The sequence below is a fragment of the Mycobacterium attenuatum genome (assembly GCF_900566085.1).
GTDB classification, from domain to species: domain Bacteria; phylum Actinomycetota; class Actinomycetes; order Mycobacteriales; family Mycobacteriaceae; genus Mycobacterium; species Mycobacterium attenuatum.
Genome location: NZ_UPHT01000025.1, coordinates 44,428 through 60,351, shown reverse-complemented (window position 1 = coordinate 60,351; position 15,924 = coordinate 44,428). Strand labels below are relative to the sequence as shown.

Below are 15,924 nucleotides of genomic sequence, written 5' to 3'. Positions count from 1 at the left end.
CCCGGGGGGTGGGGGTTCTGGCGGAGCGGGGTTGTCGACCGGCGTTACCGGTCAGGCCGGTCAGGCCGGGGCGACCGGCGACGACGGCCAGCCCGGGTAAAACGCGCTTGACGGGCCCGCGCTGACGGGGGGGGGCTAACCAATGGCGCCGGCGGTTCGTAGTCCGCCTGAGGCGGGTAGCGTCTGGCTGGTGAGTCGCGCCGCCCTGGACAAGAATCCTCGGGATGTCGCGTCGATGTTCGACGGTGTGGCCCGTCGTTACGACTTGACCAACACCGTGCTGTCGCTGGGCCAGGACCGGTACTGGCGGCGCGCCACCAGAACGGCGTTGCAGATCGGTCCCGGGGACACGGTGTTGGACCTGGCCGCCGGCACGGCGGTGTCCACCGTCGAGCTGGCGAAGTCCGGCGCATGGTGTGTGGCGGCCGACTTCTCGGTCGGGATGCTGGCCGCGGGGGGCGGGCGCAGTGTGCCCAAGGTCGCCGGTGACGCCACCCGGCTGCCGTTCGCCGACGGGGTGTTCGACGCGGTCACCATCAGTTTCGGGCTGCGCAATGTGGCCGACTTTCCGGCCGCGCTGCGCGAGATGGCCCGGGTGACGCGGCCCGGGGGCCGGCTGGTGGTGTGCGAATTCTCCACGCCCACAAGCGCATTGTTCGCCACTGTCTACAAGGAGTATCTGATGCGGGCATTGCCGCGGGTGGCCCGGGCGGTGTCCAGCAACCCCGACGCCTACGTGTACCTGGCGGAGTCGATCAGGGTGTGGCCGGACCAGGCCAGCCTGGCCGACCACATTGCGCGGGCCGGGTGGTCAGGGGTGCGTTGGCGCAACCTGACCGGCGGAATCGTGGCGCTGCATGCCGGGCGCAAGCCGGGCGAGCCCGATTAGCTGGTGCCGGCCCGTTGCAGAACCCCGACCTGTTCGGGGCAGTAGTGGTCGATCGCGGCACCGAGGAATTGCAACGCCTGCCCCTGGGTGGTCCCGCGCGGGAGATTGCGCTGCAGGAAGGTCGCGGAGTTGTAGGCGGTGTGGTCGACGCCGCGTTCCAGCCGTTCGCAGCTGATCTTGGCCAGCCAGGCCAATTGGTCTTGTGGGCCGTAAACGCCGAAACCGTTGACGGTTTGCTTGAACGCGTAGTCGTAGTCGTCGGCCTGCGCGGGTGCGGCCACTGCGATGGCGGCTGCCGTCAACGCGGCCGTGGAGGCGATAAGAGCCAGCCCCGTTCCCTTCATTAGCCGGACTATACACCGCGTCACACCGTGCGGGAGGGCAGCCGGATCAACTGAATGGCGGCCGGCGATCGATCAGCCGGGACGCCCGGCCAGCACCGCGCCACAACCGCGCCACCCAGTCGGCGTCGTCGTCGGTGACCAGGTTGGCCATCACTCGCACGGCGATCGTCATCAGGGTTGTGGAGCGCATCGCGACGGGACCGGTCGTGGGCAGGAACCGCTGGAACGTCAGCAACAACGCCAGCCGGCGTGCCACCGAGAACCCCCGGGCATATTGGTCGTGCAGCAGCGACGGCCATAGCCGGGACAAATCGGCCTCGTCCAGCACTTCGGCGGCCAGCCGCCCGGTCTCGAGCCCGTAGTCGATGCCCTCGCCGTTGAGCGGGTTGACGCACGCCGCGGCGTCGCCGATCAGCATCCAATTCGGCCCGGCCACTCCCGAAACCGCGCCGCCCATCGGCAGCAGCGCCGACGCCACCGCCCGCGGCTCGCCGGGAAAGCCCCACTCGTCGCGGTGCAGGTCGGTGTAGTACGACATCAGCGGCCGCAGCGCCAGCTCGGCCGGCCGCTTGGTGGTCGACAGCGCTCCCACACCGATGTTCACCTCGCCGTTGCCCAGCGGGAAAATCCAGCCGTAGCCGGGCAACACGGCGCCGTCGGGGGAGCGCAGTTCCAGATGCGAGGTGAGCCATGGATCGTCGGCGCGCTCGGTGGTCAAATAGCCGCGGGCGGCGATGCCGTAGACCGTCTCCTGATGCCATCGGCGCCCCAGCTTGCGGCCCAGCGGCGACCGCGCGCCGTCGGCGACGATCAACTGCCCACAGGCCGCCTCGGTCCCGTCGGCCAACCTGACCGACACCACTCGTCGCGACGAGTCATGATGCGCTGCAACGACTTTCGTGCCAAGTAGCATGCGCGCCCCGCAGTCCTCGGCGACTTTGCGGATGCGGTCGTCGAGTTCCGTGCGGGCTACCGCGCTGCTGTGCGCCGGAAAGGACGGTCCGGGCCACGCGATTTCCACCTCGCCGCCGAATCCGCTCATCCGTAGGCCGTGGTGGCGGATGCGGCCGGCCAGCCACTCGGTGAGCCCCAGCCGTTCCAGCTCGGCGATCGCTCGCGGGGTCAGGCCGTCACCGCAGGCCTTGTCGCGCGGGAAATCGGCCGAATCGATGACCAGAACGTCTCGGCCGGCACGGGCAGCCCAGGCGGCCGCCGCCGAGCCGGCCGGCCCGGCGCCCACGACTACCAGGTCGGCTCCGGTCTTCATGCTCACCAGTATGTTGGTCGAATGAGAACTCCGGCGACGGTGGTGGCAGGCGTCGACTTCGGCGACGCCGGATTCGCCAGTGCTGTGCGCGACGGTGTCGCGCGGATCGAGCAGCTCATGGACACCGAGTTGCGCAGCGCCGACGTGGTGATGATCGACTCGCTGCTGCACCTGTTCAAGGCCGGCGGTAAGCGGTTCCGGCCGCTGTTCACTGTGTTGTCCGCCCAGGTCGGCCCGGACCCGCAGGCCGAGGAAGTGATCATCGCCGGCGCGGTCGTCGAGCTGATCCACCTGGCGACGCTCTACCACGACGACGTGATGGACGAGGCCGAGGTCCGTCGTGGCGCCCCCAGCGCCAATGCGCGCTGGGGCAACAACGTCGCGATCCTTGCTGGCGACTACCTGCTGGCGACGGCGTCGCGGCTGGTGTCCCGGTTGGGTCCGGCCGCAGTGCGCATCGTCGCCGACACGTTCGCTGCCCTGGTGACCGGGCAGATGCGCGAGACTCGCGGTGCCCCGGAAGGCGTCGACCTGATCGAGCAGTACCTGACGGTGGTCCACGAGAAGACCGGCAGCCTGATCGGGGCCGCGGGCCGGTTCGGTGCGATGTTCTCCGGCGCCGACGGCGATCAGATCGAGCGGCTGAGCCGTCTGGGCGGCATCGTCGGCACGGCTTTTCAGATCGCCGACGACATCATCGACATCGACAGCGAATCCGACGAGTCGGGAAAGTTGCCCGGCACCGATTTGCGTGAAGGGGTGCGGACGCTGCCGATGCTCTACGCACTGCGCGACACCGGACCCGACGGCGCGCGGCTGCGTGCGCTGCTGGCCGGACCCATCCACGACGACGACGAGGTGGTCGAGGCGCTGGCGCTGTTGCGCGCGTCGCCGGGGATGGCCAAGGCCAAAGACGTGCTGGCGAAATACGCCGCGCAGGCGCGTCACGAGCTGGACCTGCTGCCCGATGTTCCCGGCCGGCAGGCACTGGCGGCACTGGTCGACTACACCGTCAGCCGGCACGGCTAGCCGCAGGGCGCGCTGTTCAGGTGCTTGTCCAGCCGCCGGTCGAGTAGGGCCAGACCAATCAGCGCGACCGCGGCGGTCAGCCAGGCCACCACCGCGATGGATCCGGCGGGGATGATCGCCAGCCCGGCGTTGCGGTGCTGCACCCGCACCAGATTGGGATCCTTCTTGTTGTATTCGACGTAGATCCGCATGCCGGTGGCCAGCTCGGACGGATACAGCACGCCGAGCTCGGGGCGATAGGTGATCCGCTCGGGTGTGACGAACTCGATGGTGGACCGGCGCGGGCCGGCACTGAGCACCTCGGCCTGTGCGACGCCCATGTTGCGTTCGATGGCCAGGTCGTTGCGCCAGGCACCGGCCACCAGCAGCACCGACTGCAGGGTGACCAAGGCGGTGATGATCAGGACGGTGATGCGGACCCACCGCACCACCCGTCGCGGCCAGGTGTCCGGCAGGTCTTCGCTGGTGCCGTGGATCAGGATGCGCAGCAAGATCTTTGGCGAAATCACAGGGCCGCCTTGATGGCGGCGTGCAATTGCCGCAGGGACGATCGGTCGGCCTTGACCTCGAGGACCCGCAGGCCCGGGTTGGGGTCGTCCAGCGCGGCCCCAAGCTGTTCGGCTTCGATCTGGCGGCTTTCCACGTGGTAGGCGCGACACAGCGCGCCCACGTCGACGTCGTGTGGGGTGCCGAAGATGCGCGACGACACGTCGGAGAACCGCGGGTCACCCTGCTCCAGCAGTTCGAAGATGCCGCCGCCGTTGTCGTTGGACACCACGATCGTCAGGCGCTGCGGTGCCGGTTCGGTGGGGCCGATCAGCAGCCCGGAGCTGTCGTGGACGAAGGTCAGGTCTCCGATGAGAGCGATGGTGCGACCTTTGTGTGCGGTCTCGTGAGCTAGGGCCGCGCCGATGGCCGTGGAGACGGTGCCGTCGATACCGGCGACGCCGCGGTTGGACCGGACCCGGATGCCCCGGGTGTTCAGCCCGACCAGGGCCGCGTCGCGCACCGGGTTGGACGCGCCGAGAACCAGCTGGTCACCCGGTCGCAACGCCTCGGCCACAGCAGCGGCGACGTGCAGGCCGGTGGTCAGCGGATGTGCCGCCAACTGTTCGCGCACCGCGGCGAGCGCGTGGCGGTTCAGGTCCGCACAGCGGCGCAGCCACTTCGGGTTGGGTGTGCCGGTGACGACCGCCCGGGTGCCGGTGGCCTGCGAGTTGCCCGAGACGTCCGGCCAGCGCGGCCCGGTGGTCAACGCGTAGACCGGCACTTCGGGATTGGCCAGCAAGGCCGAGACCGGGCGATGCAGCGTCGGGCGGCCCAGCATGATCACCTGCTGGGGACGCAGCAGCGGCAGTGTGAGTGGATGCAGGGGGTTGGGCGCGTAGGGCGCCGTCGGCTCGGCGACGGTGGGCAACTCGGCCAGATTGGGGTGCACCCCGGCGCCATGTCCGGCGATGACGACGGTGTCTGCCGACACATCGATGTCCAGCGGCTGATCGAAGGTGACCGGCGGTGTGTAGGTCCACGGTTTGCCCTCCGGTCGCCCCGGCGGCACGGCGCCGTGGGGCTCCGGGTCGGGAACCAGCGGTTCGCGCAACGGGATGTCGAAATGCACCGGTCCGGCGTTGGCGGTACGAGAACCTTTGGCGGCCACCAATACTCGGCAGGTCGCTGATCGCCACGTCGCGTTGAGGGCCGGTAGGCGCTCCGGCGCATCCTCGGCCAGACCCAGGCTGATGGTGGCACGGACCTGGGTGCCGAAGTAGCCCAACTGCTCCATGGTCTGATTGGCCCCGGTACCCAGCAACTCATAGGGTCGGTTGGCCGACAGCACGATCAGCGGCACCCGGGCGTAGTTGGCCTCCACCACGGCCGGGCCGAGGTTCGCGACGGCCGTGCCCGACGTCATCGCCACACAGACCGGCGCGCCTGCCCCGGTCGCCAGTCCGATCGCTAGATAGCCCGCGGTGCGTTCGTCGATGCGCACATGCAACCGGACCCGGCCGGACCGGTCGGCGTCCTGCAGCGCGAATGCCAGCGGCGCATTTCGCGACCCCGGACAAAGAACCACGTCGCGAACACCGCCGCGAATCAGCTCGTCGACGACCACGCGGGCCTGGGTCGTCGAGGGGTTCACCAGTACAGGGTGTCACAACCGGCGGTCAAGGCGTTCAGGCCTTGACGCTGGCGAAGAACTTCAGCACCGCGGCGTTGACGGGCTCCGGCCGCTCGAAGAAGCCGAGGTGTCCCGCGTCGGGGATCTGCAGGTACCGGCCGTTGGGCAGGGCGTCGGCAACCTCTCGTCCCAGATGCGGCGGCGTGACGATGTCGTCGGCGAAGCCGATCACCAGTACCGGCGCGGCGATGTTGCGGTAGGCGGGCAGCCGGTTGGTCTGCGGCGAGCAGTCGAGTTGGCAGCGAAGCCCCGGGGTTGGCTTGACCGGCCACATGGAGAACATCGCGATCCAATCCGCCACGGCCGTGTCGTCGTTGAGCGTCTTGCGCGAAAAGCTTTCCAGCAGGCGAGCTCTCGCATCGTAGGCGGGCGGCAACCGGGTGCCCGAGTCATACAGTTCGGCCTCGGAGCTGCGAAAGAATTCGCGTGCGCGGTCCAGGCGGCCACGGGTGGCCATCAACACCGCGGAGCTGACCAGCTCGGGCCGCACCACCATCAGCTCCTGAGCGATGTAAGCGCCCATGGACACCCCGACAATGCGCACCGGGGCGATGCCCAGCGATTCGATGAGCGCCGCGGTGTCGTTGACCATGGTCTGCGTGGTGAAACCCTCGGCGTTTTCGGTGGCGCCGATGCCCCGGTTGTCGAAGGTGATGCACCGATAGCCGGCGGCCAGAAATGCCGGGACTTGATGGGGATGCCAGGTGCGTCCGGCGCCGCCACGACCGGCGATAAAAAGGACCGGCTCACCGGTCCCTTTGTCGTCGTAAGCCAGGTTGATCACCCGAACGACGGTACAGCAGCGGGTAGCAGGCCTTGATCCGATCGATCCACCACTGCCGCCGCTGCGATGGCGCTGCCAGGGCATGCAGGCGTGCCGGGTCGGGCGCGACCGGCCCGACGGCCAGGGTGCCGTCGACGGGTCTGACGGTCTCGGCGACATCCTCGACGAACAGCCCCCCGGTGCCCAGCCCGCACGCGTGCTGAAGTTGCGGTAGCGCCCCGGCGGCGATGAGCCCGGTGCCTATGCCCACGGCCGAATCCAGCGCGCTGGAGATCACCACCGGGATGTCGATCTGCCCGGCGATGTCCAGTAATGCCGAAACCCCGCCCAGCGGAGCAACTTTGAGCACCGCGATATCGGCTGCACCGGAGCGGACGACGGCCAGCGGGTCGTCGGCCTTGCGGATGGATTCATCGGCGGCGATGGGCACCTCGACCCGCCGGCGCAGCTCAGCAAGCTCGGCGACGGTGGCGCAGGGCTGTTCGAGGTATTCCAGCGGCCCGTCGGCGGTCAGTGCGGCAGCCGCCTCGACGGCCTGGGCGACGCTCCAGCCGCCGTTGGCGTCCACTCGCACCGTCGGGACCAGCTGCCGCACCGCGTTGACCCGCTCGACGTCGTCGGCCAGGGTCTGCCCGGGCTCGGCGACCTTCACCTTGGCGGTGCCGGCGCCGGGGAACCGGGCCAGCACCGGGGGCACCTCGGCGGCGGCGACGGCCGGCACAGTGGCGTTGATGGGGACGCGGTCGCGCCGCACCGGCGGCGGCTCGCGATAGCCCGCCTCTAGGGCCGCGGCCAACCAGGCGACGGCTTCCGGGGGCTGGTACTCGACAAAAGCGCCGAATTCGCCCCAGCCGGCCGGGCCGTCGATCAACGCTACTTCGCGGGTGGTGAGGCCGCGAAAGCGCACCCGCATGGGCAGCGCCACGACGTGAACGCGGTCCAGCACGTCCGCCAGCGCGGGCGTCACTGCCGATAGACCTGCCGGCCCGCCAGAAACGTGGCCCGCACCTCGAGATCGGCTATCTCCTCGGGCGGCACCGTCCGCGGATCGGCCGACAGCACCACTAGGTCGGCGTATTTGCCCACCTCCAGGGAGCCGACGACGTCGTCGGCGAACATCTGCCAGGCGGGATCGATGGTCTGCGCACGGATCGCCTGCTCGACCGTCAAACACTCCTCGGGGCCCACCACCCGGCCGCTTGGCGCCACCCGGGTCGCGGCCACGCTGATGTTGCGCAGCGGTTCTTCCGGGGTGACCGGCGGGTCGTTGTGCAGCGAGATCCGCATGCCGGTGGCCACCGCGGACCCGGCCGGCATCCAGCGGGATCCGCGTTCCGGCCCGAACAGGCCGTCGACCACCACGTCACCCCAGTAGTGGATCTGATCGACGAAGATGCTGCACGTGACGCCAAGTGCCGCCGCCCGCCGCAGCTGGTCGGGCCGGATGGCGCCGACGTGCTCAAGCCGCAGCCGGTGATCCTCGCGCGGGTGCGCGCGCAGGACGCCTTCGTAGACGTCGAGGATGGTGTCCACGCCGGCGTCGCCCTGCACGTGGCAGGCCATCTGCCAGCCCTTGGGGAAATAGGCGTGCACGATTTCGGTGAGCTGTTCGCGGGTGTAGTTGGCGCAGCCGCACGAACCGGGTGGCACACCGATGGTGCGGGTGGCGGCGGTGTCCAGGTAGGGAAAAGACAGGTCGATGTTGCCAACATAGGGCGAGCCGTCCACCCAGATCTTGATTCCCACCTGACGCAAGATGTCGTCGCCCTGGCCGGGCGTGGCGTCGGTGGACATCCGCGCATTGGACATCTCGTAGGTACGCAACCGCACCGTCAGGTCGTTGCGCAGCTGCTCGACCAGCGGCCCGAACTCGGGATCGAAGGCCATTTCCGAGCACATGGTCAGCCCGGCGCGGTTGAGCCGGGCGCATTCGGCGCGCAGCATTCCCGGGTAGTCGCTGGGCTTGATCGCGTCGCCGAGCAGGGAAAACACTGCCCCGATCTCCACGGCGGTGCCGTCGAGCTCACCGTCGGCGTCGTGGCCGTAGCTCGAGCCCTTGGGATCGGGAGTGTCGCGCGTCAGCCCGTTGACGCGGGCGGCATGCGAATTGAAGAAGGCCTTGTGGCCGGAGTTGTGGATGATCACCAGCGGCCCGTCGGGGGCGGTGGCGTCGAGCCAGGCCAGCGTCGGCTCCGGGAGTCCCGACTGCAGCAGCGGGTCCCAGCCATTGAAGTAGGCGCCGCCGGCGCCGCGCCGGGCGACCTCGGCGCGGATCGCGTCGACGACGCCGTCCGCCCTGCCGATGGTGACCGGGCGGATGTCGACGAACCGATCCGACAGAGCGAGTGCCTCCATCAGCGGATGACCATGTGCCTCGACGAAACCCGGCATGACACAGCCCGAACCCAGATCGATGGTGCGAGTGTCGGGACCGATCAGCTCGTTGATCTCGGACCGGTTGCCGACGGCGACGATCCGGCCGTTGGCGACGGCGAGCGCTTCGGCGGTAGGCCGCGCCTCATCGACGGTGAGCACGGTTCCGGTGATGACGAGATCTGCGGGGGCCATGAGCGGCGATCCTAGTAATAGGTGAGGCCGGCGAGGGTGCGGTAAGCCCGAATTGCAACACGTTCTAGTCTTGCCACATGAGTGACGATTCGTTGCGCAACCCGGTCCACAACGGCCATCTGCTGGCCGGCGCGCTCAAGCGCCACACGAACAAGCCGGTGTTGTTCCTGGGCGACACCACCCTGACCGGCGGCCAGCTGGCCGACCGGATCAGCCAGTACATCCAGGCGTTCGAGGCGCTGGGCGCCGGTACCGGCGTAGCCGTCGGCCTGCTGTCACTCAACCGACCCGAAGTGCTGATGATCATCGGCGCCGGCCAGACCCGCGGCTACCGGCGCACCGCGCTGCACCCGCTGGGATCGCTGGACGACCACGCCTACGTGCTCTCCGACGCCGGGATCAGCTCGCTGATCATCGACCCCAACCCGATGTTCGTCGAGCGCGCGCTGGGGCTGCTGGAGAAGGTAGCGTCGCTGAAGCAGATTCTGACCATCGGGCCGGTGCCGGACGCCTTGAAAGAGGTGGCTGTCGACTTGTCCGCGGAGGCAGCCAAGTACCAGCCGAAGCCGCTGGTGCCCGCCGACCTGCCGCCGGATCAGGTCATCGGGCTGACCTACACCGGGGGCACCACGGGAAAGCCCAAGGGCGTGATGGGGACCGCGCAGTCGATTGTCACCATGACATCGATTCAGCTCGCCGAATGGGAATGGCCGGAAAACCCGCGGTTTCTGATGTGCACGCCGTTATCGCACGCCGGTGCAGCGTTTTTCACCCCGACGGTGATTAAGGGCGGCGAAATGGTGGTGCTGGCCAAGTTTGATCCGGCCGAGGTATTGAAAGTCATTGAGGAGCAACGCATTACGGCCACCATGTTGGTGCCTTCGATGCTGTATGCACTGCTAGACCACCCGGATTCGCGCACCCGCGACCTGTCGTCGCTGCAGACGGTCTATTACGGCGCCTCGGCGATCAACCCGGTGCGGCTGGCGGAGGCGATCGCGCGGTTCGGGCCGATCTTCGCCCAGTATTACGGCCAATCCGAGGCGCCGATGGTGATCACCTACCTGGCCAAGGGCGATCACGACGAGAAGCGGCTGACCTCCTGCGGACGGCCGACCCTGTTCGCGCGGGTGGCGCTGCTGGGCGAGAACGGCAAGCCGGTGCCGCAGGGTGAGCCGGGCGAAATCTGCGTCAGCGGACCGCTGCTGGCCGGTGGCTACTGGAACCTTCCCGAAGCCACGGCCGAGACGTTCAAAGACGGCTGGCTGCACACCGGCGATATGGCCCGCGAAGATTCCGACGGCTTCTACTACATCGTGGACCGGGTCAAGGACATGATCGTCACCGGCGGGTTCAACGTGTTCCCCCGCGAGGTCGAAGATGTGATCGCCGAGCATGCTTGCGTTGCCCAGGTGTGTGTGGTCGGTACGCCCGACGAGAAGTGGGGCGAGGCCGTCACGGCGGTGGTGGTACTGCGGGCCGACGCCCCCCGCGACGAGGCGGCCATCGAGGCGATGACCGTCGAAATCCAGACCGCGGTCAAGGAACGCAAGGGCTCGGTGCAGTCGCCGAAGCGGGTGGTGGTTGTCGGCTCGCTGCCGTTGACCGGGCTGGGCAAGCCGGACAAGAAGGCGGTGCGGGCGCGATTCTGGGAGGGTGCGGGCCGCGCCGTCGGCTGATGCTGGGCTGGTGCGGCGCCGAGCGTGACGCTGCAGGCGCGTTCGCGGTCGGGCGTGACTGTGGCGTCACGCTCGGGCGTGGTGACTACTGTGGCAGCCATGACTGGTGACCGGGTCCGCCCGCCGTGGTGGCTGAGGGCGATCAACAAGGTCATGATGGCCGTGTCACGCCTGGGCCTGGCTTACGGCAAGGAAGGCCCGGCGGTGTTGACGGTGCCCGGCCGCAAGTCCGGCATCCCGCGATCTACCCCCGTCACGCCGATGACGGTCGACGGGACCAGTTATGTCGTGGCCGGCTTCCCGGGCGCCGACTGGGTCGAAAACGTCCGTGCCGCAGGCCAAGTCACTCTGACCCGCGGCCGCAGCTCCGAGCGTCTGCGGCTGGTGGAGCTGCCGCCCGACCAGGCCCGTCCGATCCTGCGCGCCTTCCCGGCCCACGTGCCCACCGGCGTGCGGGTGATGAAGCAATGCGGCCTGATCAGCCAGGGCAGCCCCGACGAACTCGAGGCAATGGCCGGGCGCTTCGTCGTCTTCCGGTTCGAGCCCGCGTGAGAACGGAGTCCACAAGACTTGAGCGACAACCCCTTTGACCCTCACGTATGGGGGCCGGCCGGCGGATTCGACGACCTGACCGACATCACCTACCACCGCCATGTCAGCGATGCCACGGTGCGGGTGGCGTTCAACCGGCCCGAGGTGCGCAACGCCTTTCGGCCGCACACCGTCGACGAGCTGTACCGGGTGCTCGACCACGCGCGGATGTCCCCCGACGTCGGCGTGGTGCTGTTGACCGGCAACGGACCGTCCCCGAAAGACGGCGGCTGGGCGTTCTGCTCCGGCGGCGACCAACGCATTCGCGGGCGCAGCGGCTATCAATACGCCTCCGGCGAAACCGCGGACACCGTTGACATCGCGCGCGCCGGCCGGTTGCACATCCTCGAGGTGCAGCGGCTGATCCGGTTCATGCCCAAGGTGGTCATCTGCCTGGTCAATGGCTGGGCCGCCGGCGGCGGGCACAGCCTGCACGTGGTGTGCGACCTCACCCTGGCCAGCCGTGAACATGCCCGCTTCAAGCAGACCGACGCCGACGTCGGCAGCTTCGACGGCGGTTACGGCAGCGCATATCTGGCGCGCCAGGTGGGCCAGAAGTTCGCCCGCGAGATCTTCTTCTTGGGCCGGCCCTACACCGCCGAGCAGATGCACCACATGGGTGCGGTCAACGAAGTCGTCAACCACGCCGAGCTGGAGACGGTGGGCATCCAGTGGGCGTCCGAGATCAACGCCAAATCGCCTCAGGCGCAACGGATGCTGAAGTTCGCGTTCAATCTGCTCGACGACGGGCTGGTGGGCCAGCAACTGTTCGCCGGCGAGGCCACCCGGCTGGCCTACATGACCGACGAGGCCGTCGAGGGCCGTGACGCGTTTTTGCAGAAGCGCCCCCCGGATTGGAGCCCCTTCCCGCGCTACTTCTAAGGGTGCAGCGTGGGGGGCAGGCTGACGTCGAGGTCGGCCAGGCGGCGCGCCCGCCTAGACTCCCCACGGTGAGCAAGAGCCCGCTGCGCCGGTTGGCCGAACAGATCTCGCTGGCCACCATGCGGCCGCCGGCGTCACCGCAAGTGCTGGTCAACCGGCCCGCGATCAAACCGGTCAACCTCGACGGCAAGCGGATTCTGATCACGGGCGCCTCCTCAGGCATCGGCGAGGCCGCGGCCGAGCTGTTCGCCCGCCGCGGCGCCACCGTGGCCGTCGTCGCCCGCCGCAAGGATTTGCTGGACGCCGTGGCGGACCGCATCACCACGTCCGGCGGAGCCGCGATGTCGATGCCTTGCAACCTATCCGACCTGGAGGCCGTCGACGCCCTGGTGGCCGAGGTGCAACGGCGCATGGGCGGTGTCGACATCCTGATTAACAACGCCGGGCGGTCCATCCGGCGCCCGCTGGACGAATCGCTGCAGCGCTGGCACGACGTCGAGCGGACGATCGCGCTGAACTACTACGCCCCGCTGCGGCTGATCCGGGGTCTAGCGCCGGGGATGCGCGAGCGCGGCGACGGCCACATCATCAACGTCGCGACGTGGGGCGTGTTGTCGGAGGCGACGCCACTGTTCTCGGTGTACAACGCCTCCAAGGCGGCACTGTCGGCGGTGAGCCGAACCATCGAGACCGAATGGGGGCGATACGGGGTGCATTCCACGACGCTCTACTACCCTTTGGTGTCGACTCCGATGATCGCACCGACGAAGGCCTATGACGGCGTGCCCGCCCTGACTGCGCGGGAAGCGGCCGAGTGGATGGTGACCGCCGCGCGGACCCGGCCGGTGCGGATCGCGCCGCGGATCGCGCTGGCGGCCAAGGCGCTCAACACCATCGGGCCACGCTGGGTCAATGCCCTTATGCAGCAACGCAACAATCAACTCGACGGCGACTAACCCGGGAGTGTGCCATGGGCGATATCTGGACCACCATCGCGGCCGAGCGCGGCGCGCTCGCCGACCACCTCGCCACCCTGACGCCGAAGCAGTGGGACACGCCGTCGCTGTGTGCCGGATGGACCGTGCGCGACGTCGTCGCGCACCTGTCGGCGACCGCCGCCCTCAACCCGGCCACCTTCTTCGTCGCACTGGCCCGGGCCGGGTTTGACTTCGGCAAATTCGCCGACGGCCAGATCGTCAAGCGCCGCGGCCCCGACGCGGCCGCCACCCTCAACCAATTCCGCAGTCTGCAGCAGTCCACCTCCGCCCCGCCCGGGCCGAAGACGTCCTGGCTCGGGGAGGTCATTGTCCACGGCGAGGACGTCCGCCGCCCGCTGGGCATCTCGCACTCGTACCCGCCCGATGCGGTGCGGCAGGTGATCGACTTCTACAAGGGCTCCAACATGCTCATCGGCTCCAAGAGCCGCATATCGGGGCTGGCATTACAGGCCACCGATCAGGACTGGCGGCACGGGCAGGGCGCGGAGGTCAACGGCCCACTGCTGTCGCTGCTGCTGGCGATGACAGGCCGGGGTGCCGCGTGTGCGGACCTCACGGGTCCCGGCGTGCCGACCCTACGAAGCCGGTGCACCCCCGACTGACGACGTGATAGACACGACATCATGGAAATCTTGGCCAGTCGGATGCTGCTGCGGCCGGCCGACTATCAGCGGTCGCTGAGCTTCTACCGGGATCAGGTAGGGCTGGCGATCGCCCGTGAATACCCTTCTGGCACCGTATTTTTCGCCGGCCAGTCGCTACTCGAGCTGGCCGGCTTCGGCGAGTCTGACCACTCCCGCGGACCCTTTCCTGGGGCGCTGTGGCTGCAGGTGCGCGACTTGGACGCGACGCGCGGCGAGCTGGCGGGCCGAGGGGTGTCGATCGCCCGCGAGCCGCAGCGCGAACCGTGGGGACTCTACGAGATGCACGTGATCGACCCGGACGGCATCACGTTGATCTTCGTAGAGATTCCTCCGGGGCACCCGCTGCGCAAAGACACCCGAGGTGAACGCAGCGGAACTACAGGTTAACGGCTAAGTAATATCTGGCAACGAATCATCGCGCACCCGCGTTTCGGGTACCTCCTTATTCGACAACGGATTAGCCCGGATACCAGAATCATGAGCCGTGACCCTAGACTTCTTCCTGTTGGTGATTGTCGTGATCACAGCGTTGGCGTTCGATTTCACCAACGGCTTCCACGACACTGGCAATGCGATGGCCACCTCCATCGCCAGCGGCGCATTGGCGCCCAAAACTGCAGTCATTCTTTCGGCGGTGCTGAACCTGGTGGGCGCATTCTTGTCCACCGCCGTCGCGGCCACGATCGCCAAAGGGCTGATCGACGCCAACCTGGTGACGCTGGAGTTGGTGTTCGCCGGGCTGGTCGGCGGAATCGTGTGGAACCTGCTGACCTGGCTGCTCGGCATCCCGTCGAGTTCTTCGCACGCCTTGATCGGCGGCATCGTGGGCGCCACGATCGCCGCGGTGGGCGGTCGTGGCGTCATCTGGAGCGGTGTGGTGTCCAAGGTGATCGTACCGGCCGTGGTGGCGGCGCTGCTGGCCACGCTCGTCGCGGCGGCCGGCACCTGGCTGGTGTACCGGGTCATCCGCGGCCTGCCGGGCAAGCGGACCGAAAACGGGTTTCGGCAAGGTCAGATCGGCTCGGCGTCGCTGGTCTCGTTGGCGCATGGCACCAACGACGCCCAGAAGACGATGGGCGTGATCTTTCTGGCGCTGATGTCCTACGGCGCGGTCAGCAAATCCGCGACGATGCCGCCGCTGTGGGTCATCGTGTCCTGTGCGGTGGCGATGGCCGGGGGCACCTACCTGGGTGGCTGGCGCATTATCCGAACCCTGGGCAAGGGACTGGTCGAGATCAAGCCGCCACAGGGCATGGCCGCCGAGTCGGCGTCGGCCGCGGTGATTCTGCTGTCGGCGCATTTTGGCTACGCGTTGTCGACCACCCAGGTGGCTACCGGATCGGTGCTGGGCAGCGGCGTGGGCAAGCCCGGCGCCGAAGTCCGCTGGGGGGTCGCCGGCCGGATGGTGGCCGCATGGCTGATCACGCTTCCGTTGGCCGGCCTGGTCGGAGCGGTCACCTACGAGCTGGTGCACGTCATCGGCGGATACCCGGGCGCATTGGTCGGTTTCGGCCTGTTGTGCCTGGTCGCCGTCGCCATCTGGCGGCAGTCCCGGAAAGCACGAGTGGACCACACCAACGTCAACGCCGACTGGGAAGGCAGCCTGACGGCCGGGCTCGACGGGGCCGGGAGGCCTGCCGCACAGCCGCCTTCTCCGCCGGCACCTCCCCTGGCACCTCCACCGGGAGCGCAAACCAATGGTCCCCTCGCGGAGTTCGGCGCCGACGACGCACTCAAGGCGGGTAACGCTTCATGAATCACTGGTTCAACTACGAGGCCACGGCGAAGATCCTGGTATTCAGCTTGGTGCTGGGCGCCGGGCTGCCGGCGCTGTTCGCGCTCGGGGTGCGGCTGCAGGCCGCCGGGGCGGGCCTCATCGCGGACCACGCCACGGCGCGGCGCCCGGTGCTGGTCGTGCTCGGCTGGGCGATCTTCGCCCTGGTGCTGGCGGTGGTCGTCATCGGTGTGCTTTACATCGCCCGCGACTTCATCGCGCATCACCTCGGCTGGTGCATCCTCGGAGCCAAACGCGCGTAGCGTCGGATAAGTCCTGACATCATTTGACGGGCC

At 68.5% G+C, this 15,924-nt stretch carries 16 protein-coding genes and 1 pseudogene; 10 read left to right on the top strand and 7 right to left on the bottom strand.

Translation table 11 applies throughout. From position 1 onward, the window contains the following. Nucleotides 1-190: 190 nt before the first annotated feature. The gene (locus EET13_RS04155) at nt 191-889 is read left to right on the top strand and encodes a demethylmenaquinone methyltransferase (protein WP_122441114.1); all 699 of its coding nucleotides are present in this window, start codon (nt 191-193) and stop codon (nt 887-889) included. On the opposite strand, the gene EET13_RS04150 is transcribed toward EET13_RS04155, so the two are convergent. Continuing rightward, on the bottom strand, nt 886-1,233 hold the full coding sequence (locus EET13_RS04150; RefSeq protein ID WP_122441100.1) for a DUF732 domain-containing protein: 348 nt from the start codon (nt 1,231-1,233) through the stop codon (nt 886-888). The genes EET13_RS04155 and EET13_RS04150 overlap by 4 nt on opposite strands. 46 nt (nt 1,234-1,279) lie before the next feature. Beyond that, nucleotides 1,280-2,500 carry a menaquinone reductase gene (menJ, locus tag EET13_RS04145; protein ID WP_425294220.1) on the bottom strand — a complete coding sequence of 407 codons (1,221 nt, stop codon included), beginning with the start codon at nt 2,498-2,500 and terminating at the stop codon, nt 1,280-1,282. A 21-nt stretch (nt 2,501-2,521) separates the two neighbouring features. Here menJ and grcC1 point away from each other — a divergent pair, with 21 nt between their 5' ends. After that, nucleotides 2,522-3,529, top strand: coding sequence for a nonaprenyl/(2E,6E)-farnesyl/geranylgeranyl diphosphat synthase (grcC1, locus tag EET13_RS04140; RefSeq protein ID WP_122441099.1), 1,008 nt, complete (start codon nt 2,522-2,524; stop codon nt 3,527-3,529). Here grcC1 and EET13_RS04135 read toward each other — a convergent pair. The 5 genes and pseudogenes from EET13_RS04135 to EET13_RS04115 all read right to left on the bottom strand — a co-directional run bounded on the left by EET13_RS04135 (nt 3,526) and on the right by EET13_RS04115 (nt 9,060). Then, a complete protein-coding gene (locus EET13_RS04135; protein ID WP_122441098.1) occupies nt 3,526-4,038 on the bottom strand; it encodes a DUF3592 domain-containing protein in 513 nt (170 codons plus the stop codon). The genes grcC1 and EET13_RS04135 overlap by 4 nt on opposite strands. Beyond that, the gene (gene menD / locus EET13_RS04130; protein ID WP_122441097.1) at nt 4,035-5,669 is read right to left on the bottom strand and encodes a 2-succinyl-5-enolpyruvyl-6-hydroxy-3-cyclohexene-1-carboxylic-acid synthase; all 1,635 of its coding nucleotides are present in this window, start codon (nt 5,667-5,669) and stop codon (nt 4,035-4,037) included. The genes EET13_RS04135 and menD overlap by 4 nt, the downstream gene beginning before the upstream one ends. Nucleotides 5,670-5,703: 34 nt before the next feature. After that, nucleotides 5,704-6,492, bottom strand: coding sequence for an alpha/beta fold hydrolase (locus EET13_RS04125; protein WP_122441096.1), 789 nt, complete (start codon nt 6,490-6,492; stop codon nt 5,704-5,706). Then, a pseudogene (locus EET13_RS04120) lies at nt 6,489-7,405 on the bottom strand (o-succinylbenzoate synthase). The gene EET13_RS04125 and the pseudogene EET13_RS04120 overlap by 4 nt, the downstream one beginning before the upstream one ends. Before the next feature lie 50 nt (nt 7,406-7,455). Then, the gene (locus EET13_RS04115) at nt 7,456-9,060 is read right to left on the bottom strand and encodes an amidohydrolase (RefSeq protein WP_122441094.1); all 1,605 of its coding nucleotides are present in this window, start codon (nt 9,058-9,060) and stop codon (nt 7,456-7,458) included. Nucleotides 9,061-9,137: 77 nt separating this feature from the next. On the opposite strand from EET13_RS04115, the gene fadD8 reads away from it, so the two are divergent. The 8 genes from fadD8 (at nt 9,138) to EET13_RS04075 (ending at nt 15,891) form a co-directional block, all read left to right on the top strand. Beyond that, nucleotides 9,138-10,739, top strand: a complete 1,602-nt coding sequence (fadD8, locus tag EET13_RS04110; protein WP_122441093.1) for a fatty-acid--CoA ligase FadD8 — start codon at nt 9,138-9,140, stop codon at nt 10,737-10,739. Between the two features lie 99 nt (nt 10,740-10,838). After that, a complete protein-coding gene (locus EET13_RS04105) occupies nt 10,839-11,291 on the top strand; it encodes a nitroreductase family deazaflavin-dependent oxidoreductase (protein WP_122441112.1) in 453 nt (150 codons plus the stop codon). An 18-nt stretch (nt 11,292-11,309) separates the two neighbouring features. Beyond that, nucleotides 11,310-12,212, top strand: coding sequence for a 1,4-dihydroxy-2-naphthoyl-CoA synthase (locus EET13_RS04100; RefSeq protein WP_122441092.1), 903 nt, complete (start codon nt 11,310-11,312; stop codon nt 12,210-12,212). Between the two features lie 68 nt (nt 12,213-12,280). Next, entirely contained in the window at nt 12,281-13,168 is an 888-nt protein-coding gene (locus tag EET13_RS04095) for an SDR family oxidoreductase (protein WP_122441091.1), read from the top strand. Between the two features lie 14 nt (nt 13,169-13,182). Continuing rightward, complete coding sequence (locus EET13_RS04090; protein WP_122441090.1) at nt 13,183-13,812, top strand: maleylpyruvate isomerase family mycothiol-dependent enzyme; 630 nt, start codon at nt 13,183-13,185, stop codon at nt 13,810-13,812. A 21-nt stretch (nt 13,813-13,833) separates the two neighbouring features. Beyond that, complete coding sequence (locus tag EET13_RS04085) at nt 13,834-14,241, top strand: VOC family protein (RefSeq protein WP_122441089.1); 408 nt, start codon at nt 13,834-13,836, stop codon at nt 14,239-14,241. A gap of 97 nt (nt 14,242-14,338) precedes the next feature. Further along, nucleotides 14,339-15,610, top strand: coding sequence for an inorganic phosphate transporter (locus EET13_RS04080; RefSeq protein WP_122441088.1), 1,272 nt, complete (start codon nt 14,339-14,341; stop codon nt 15,608-15,610). Beyond that, nucleotides 15,607-15,891 (top strand): hypothetical protein, encoded by a 285-nt coding sequence (locus tag EET13_RS04075; RefSeq protein WP_122441087.1) that lies wholly within the window; start codon nt 15,607-15,609, stop codon nt 15,889-15,891. Before EET13_RS04080 ends, EET13_RS04075 begins: the two co-directional genes overlap by 4 nt. The last annotated feature ends 33 nt before the right edge of the window (nt 15,892-15,924 follow it).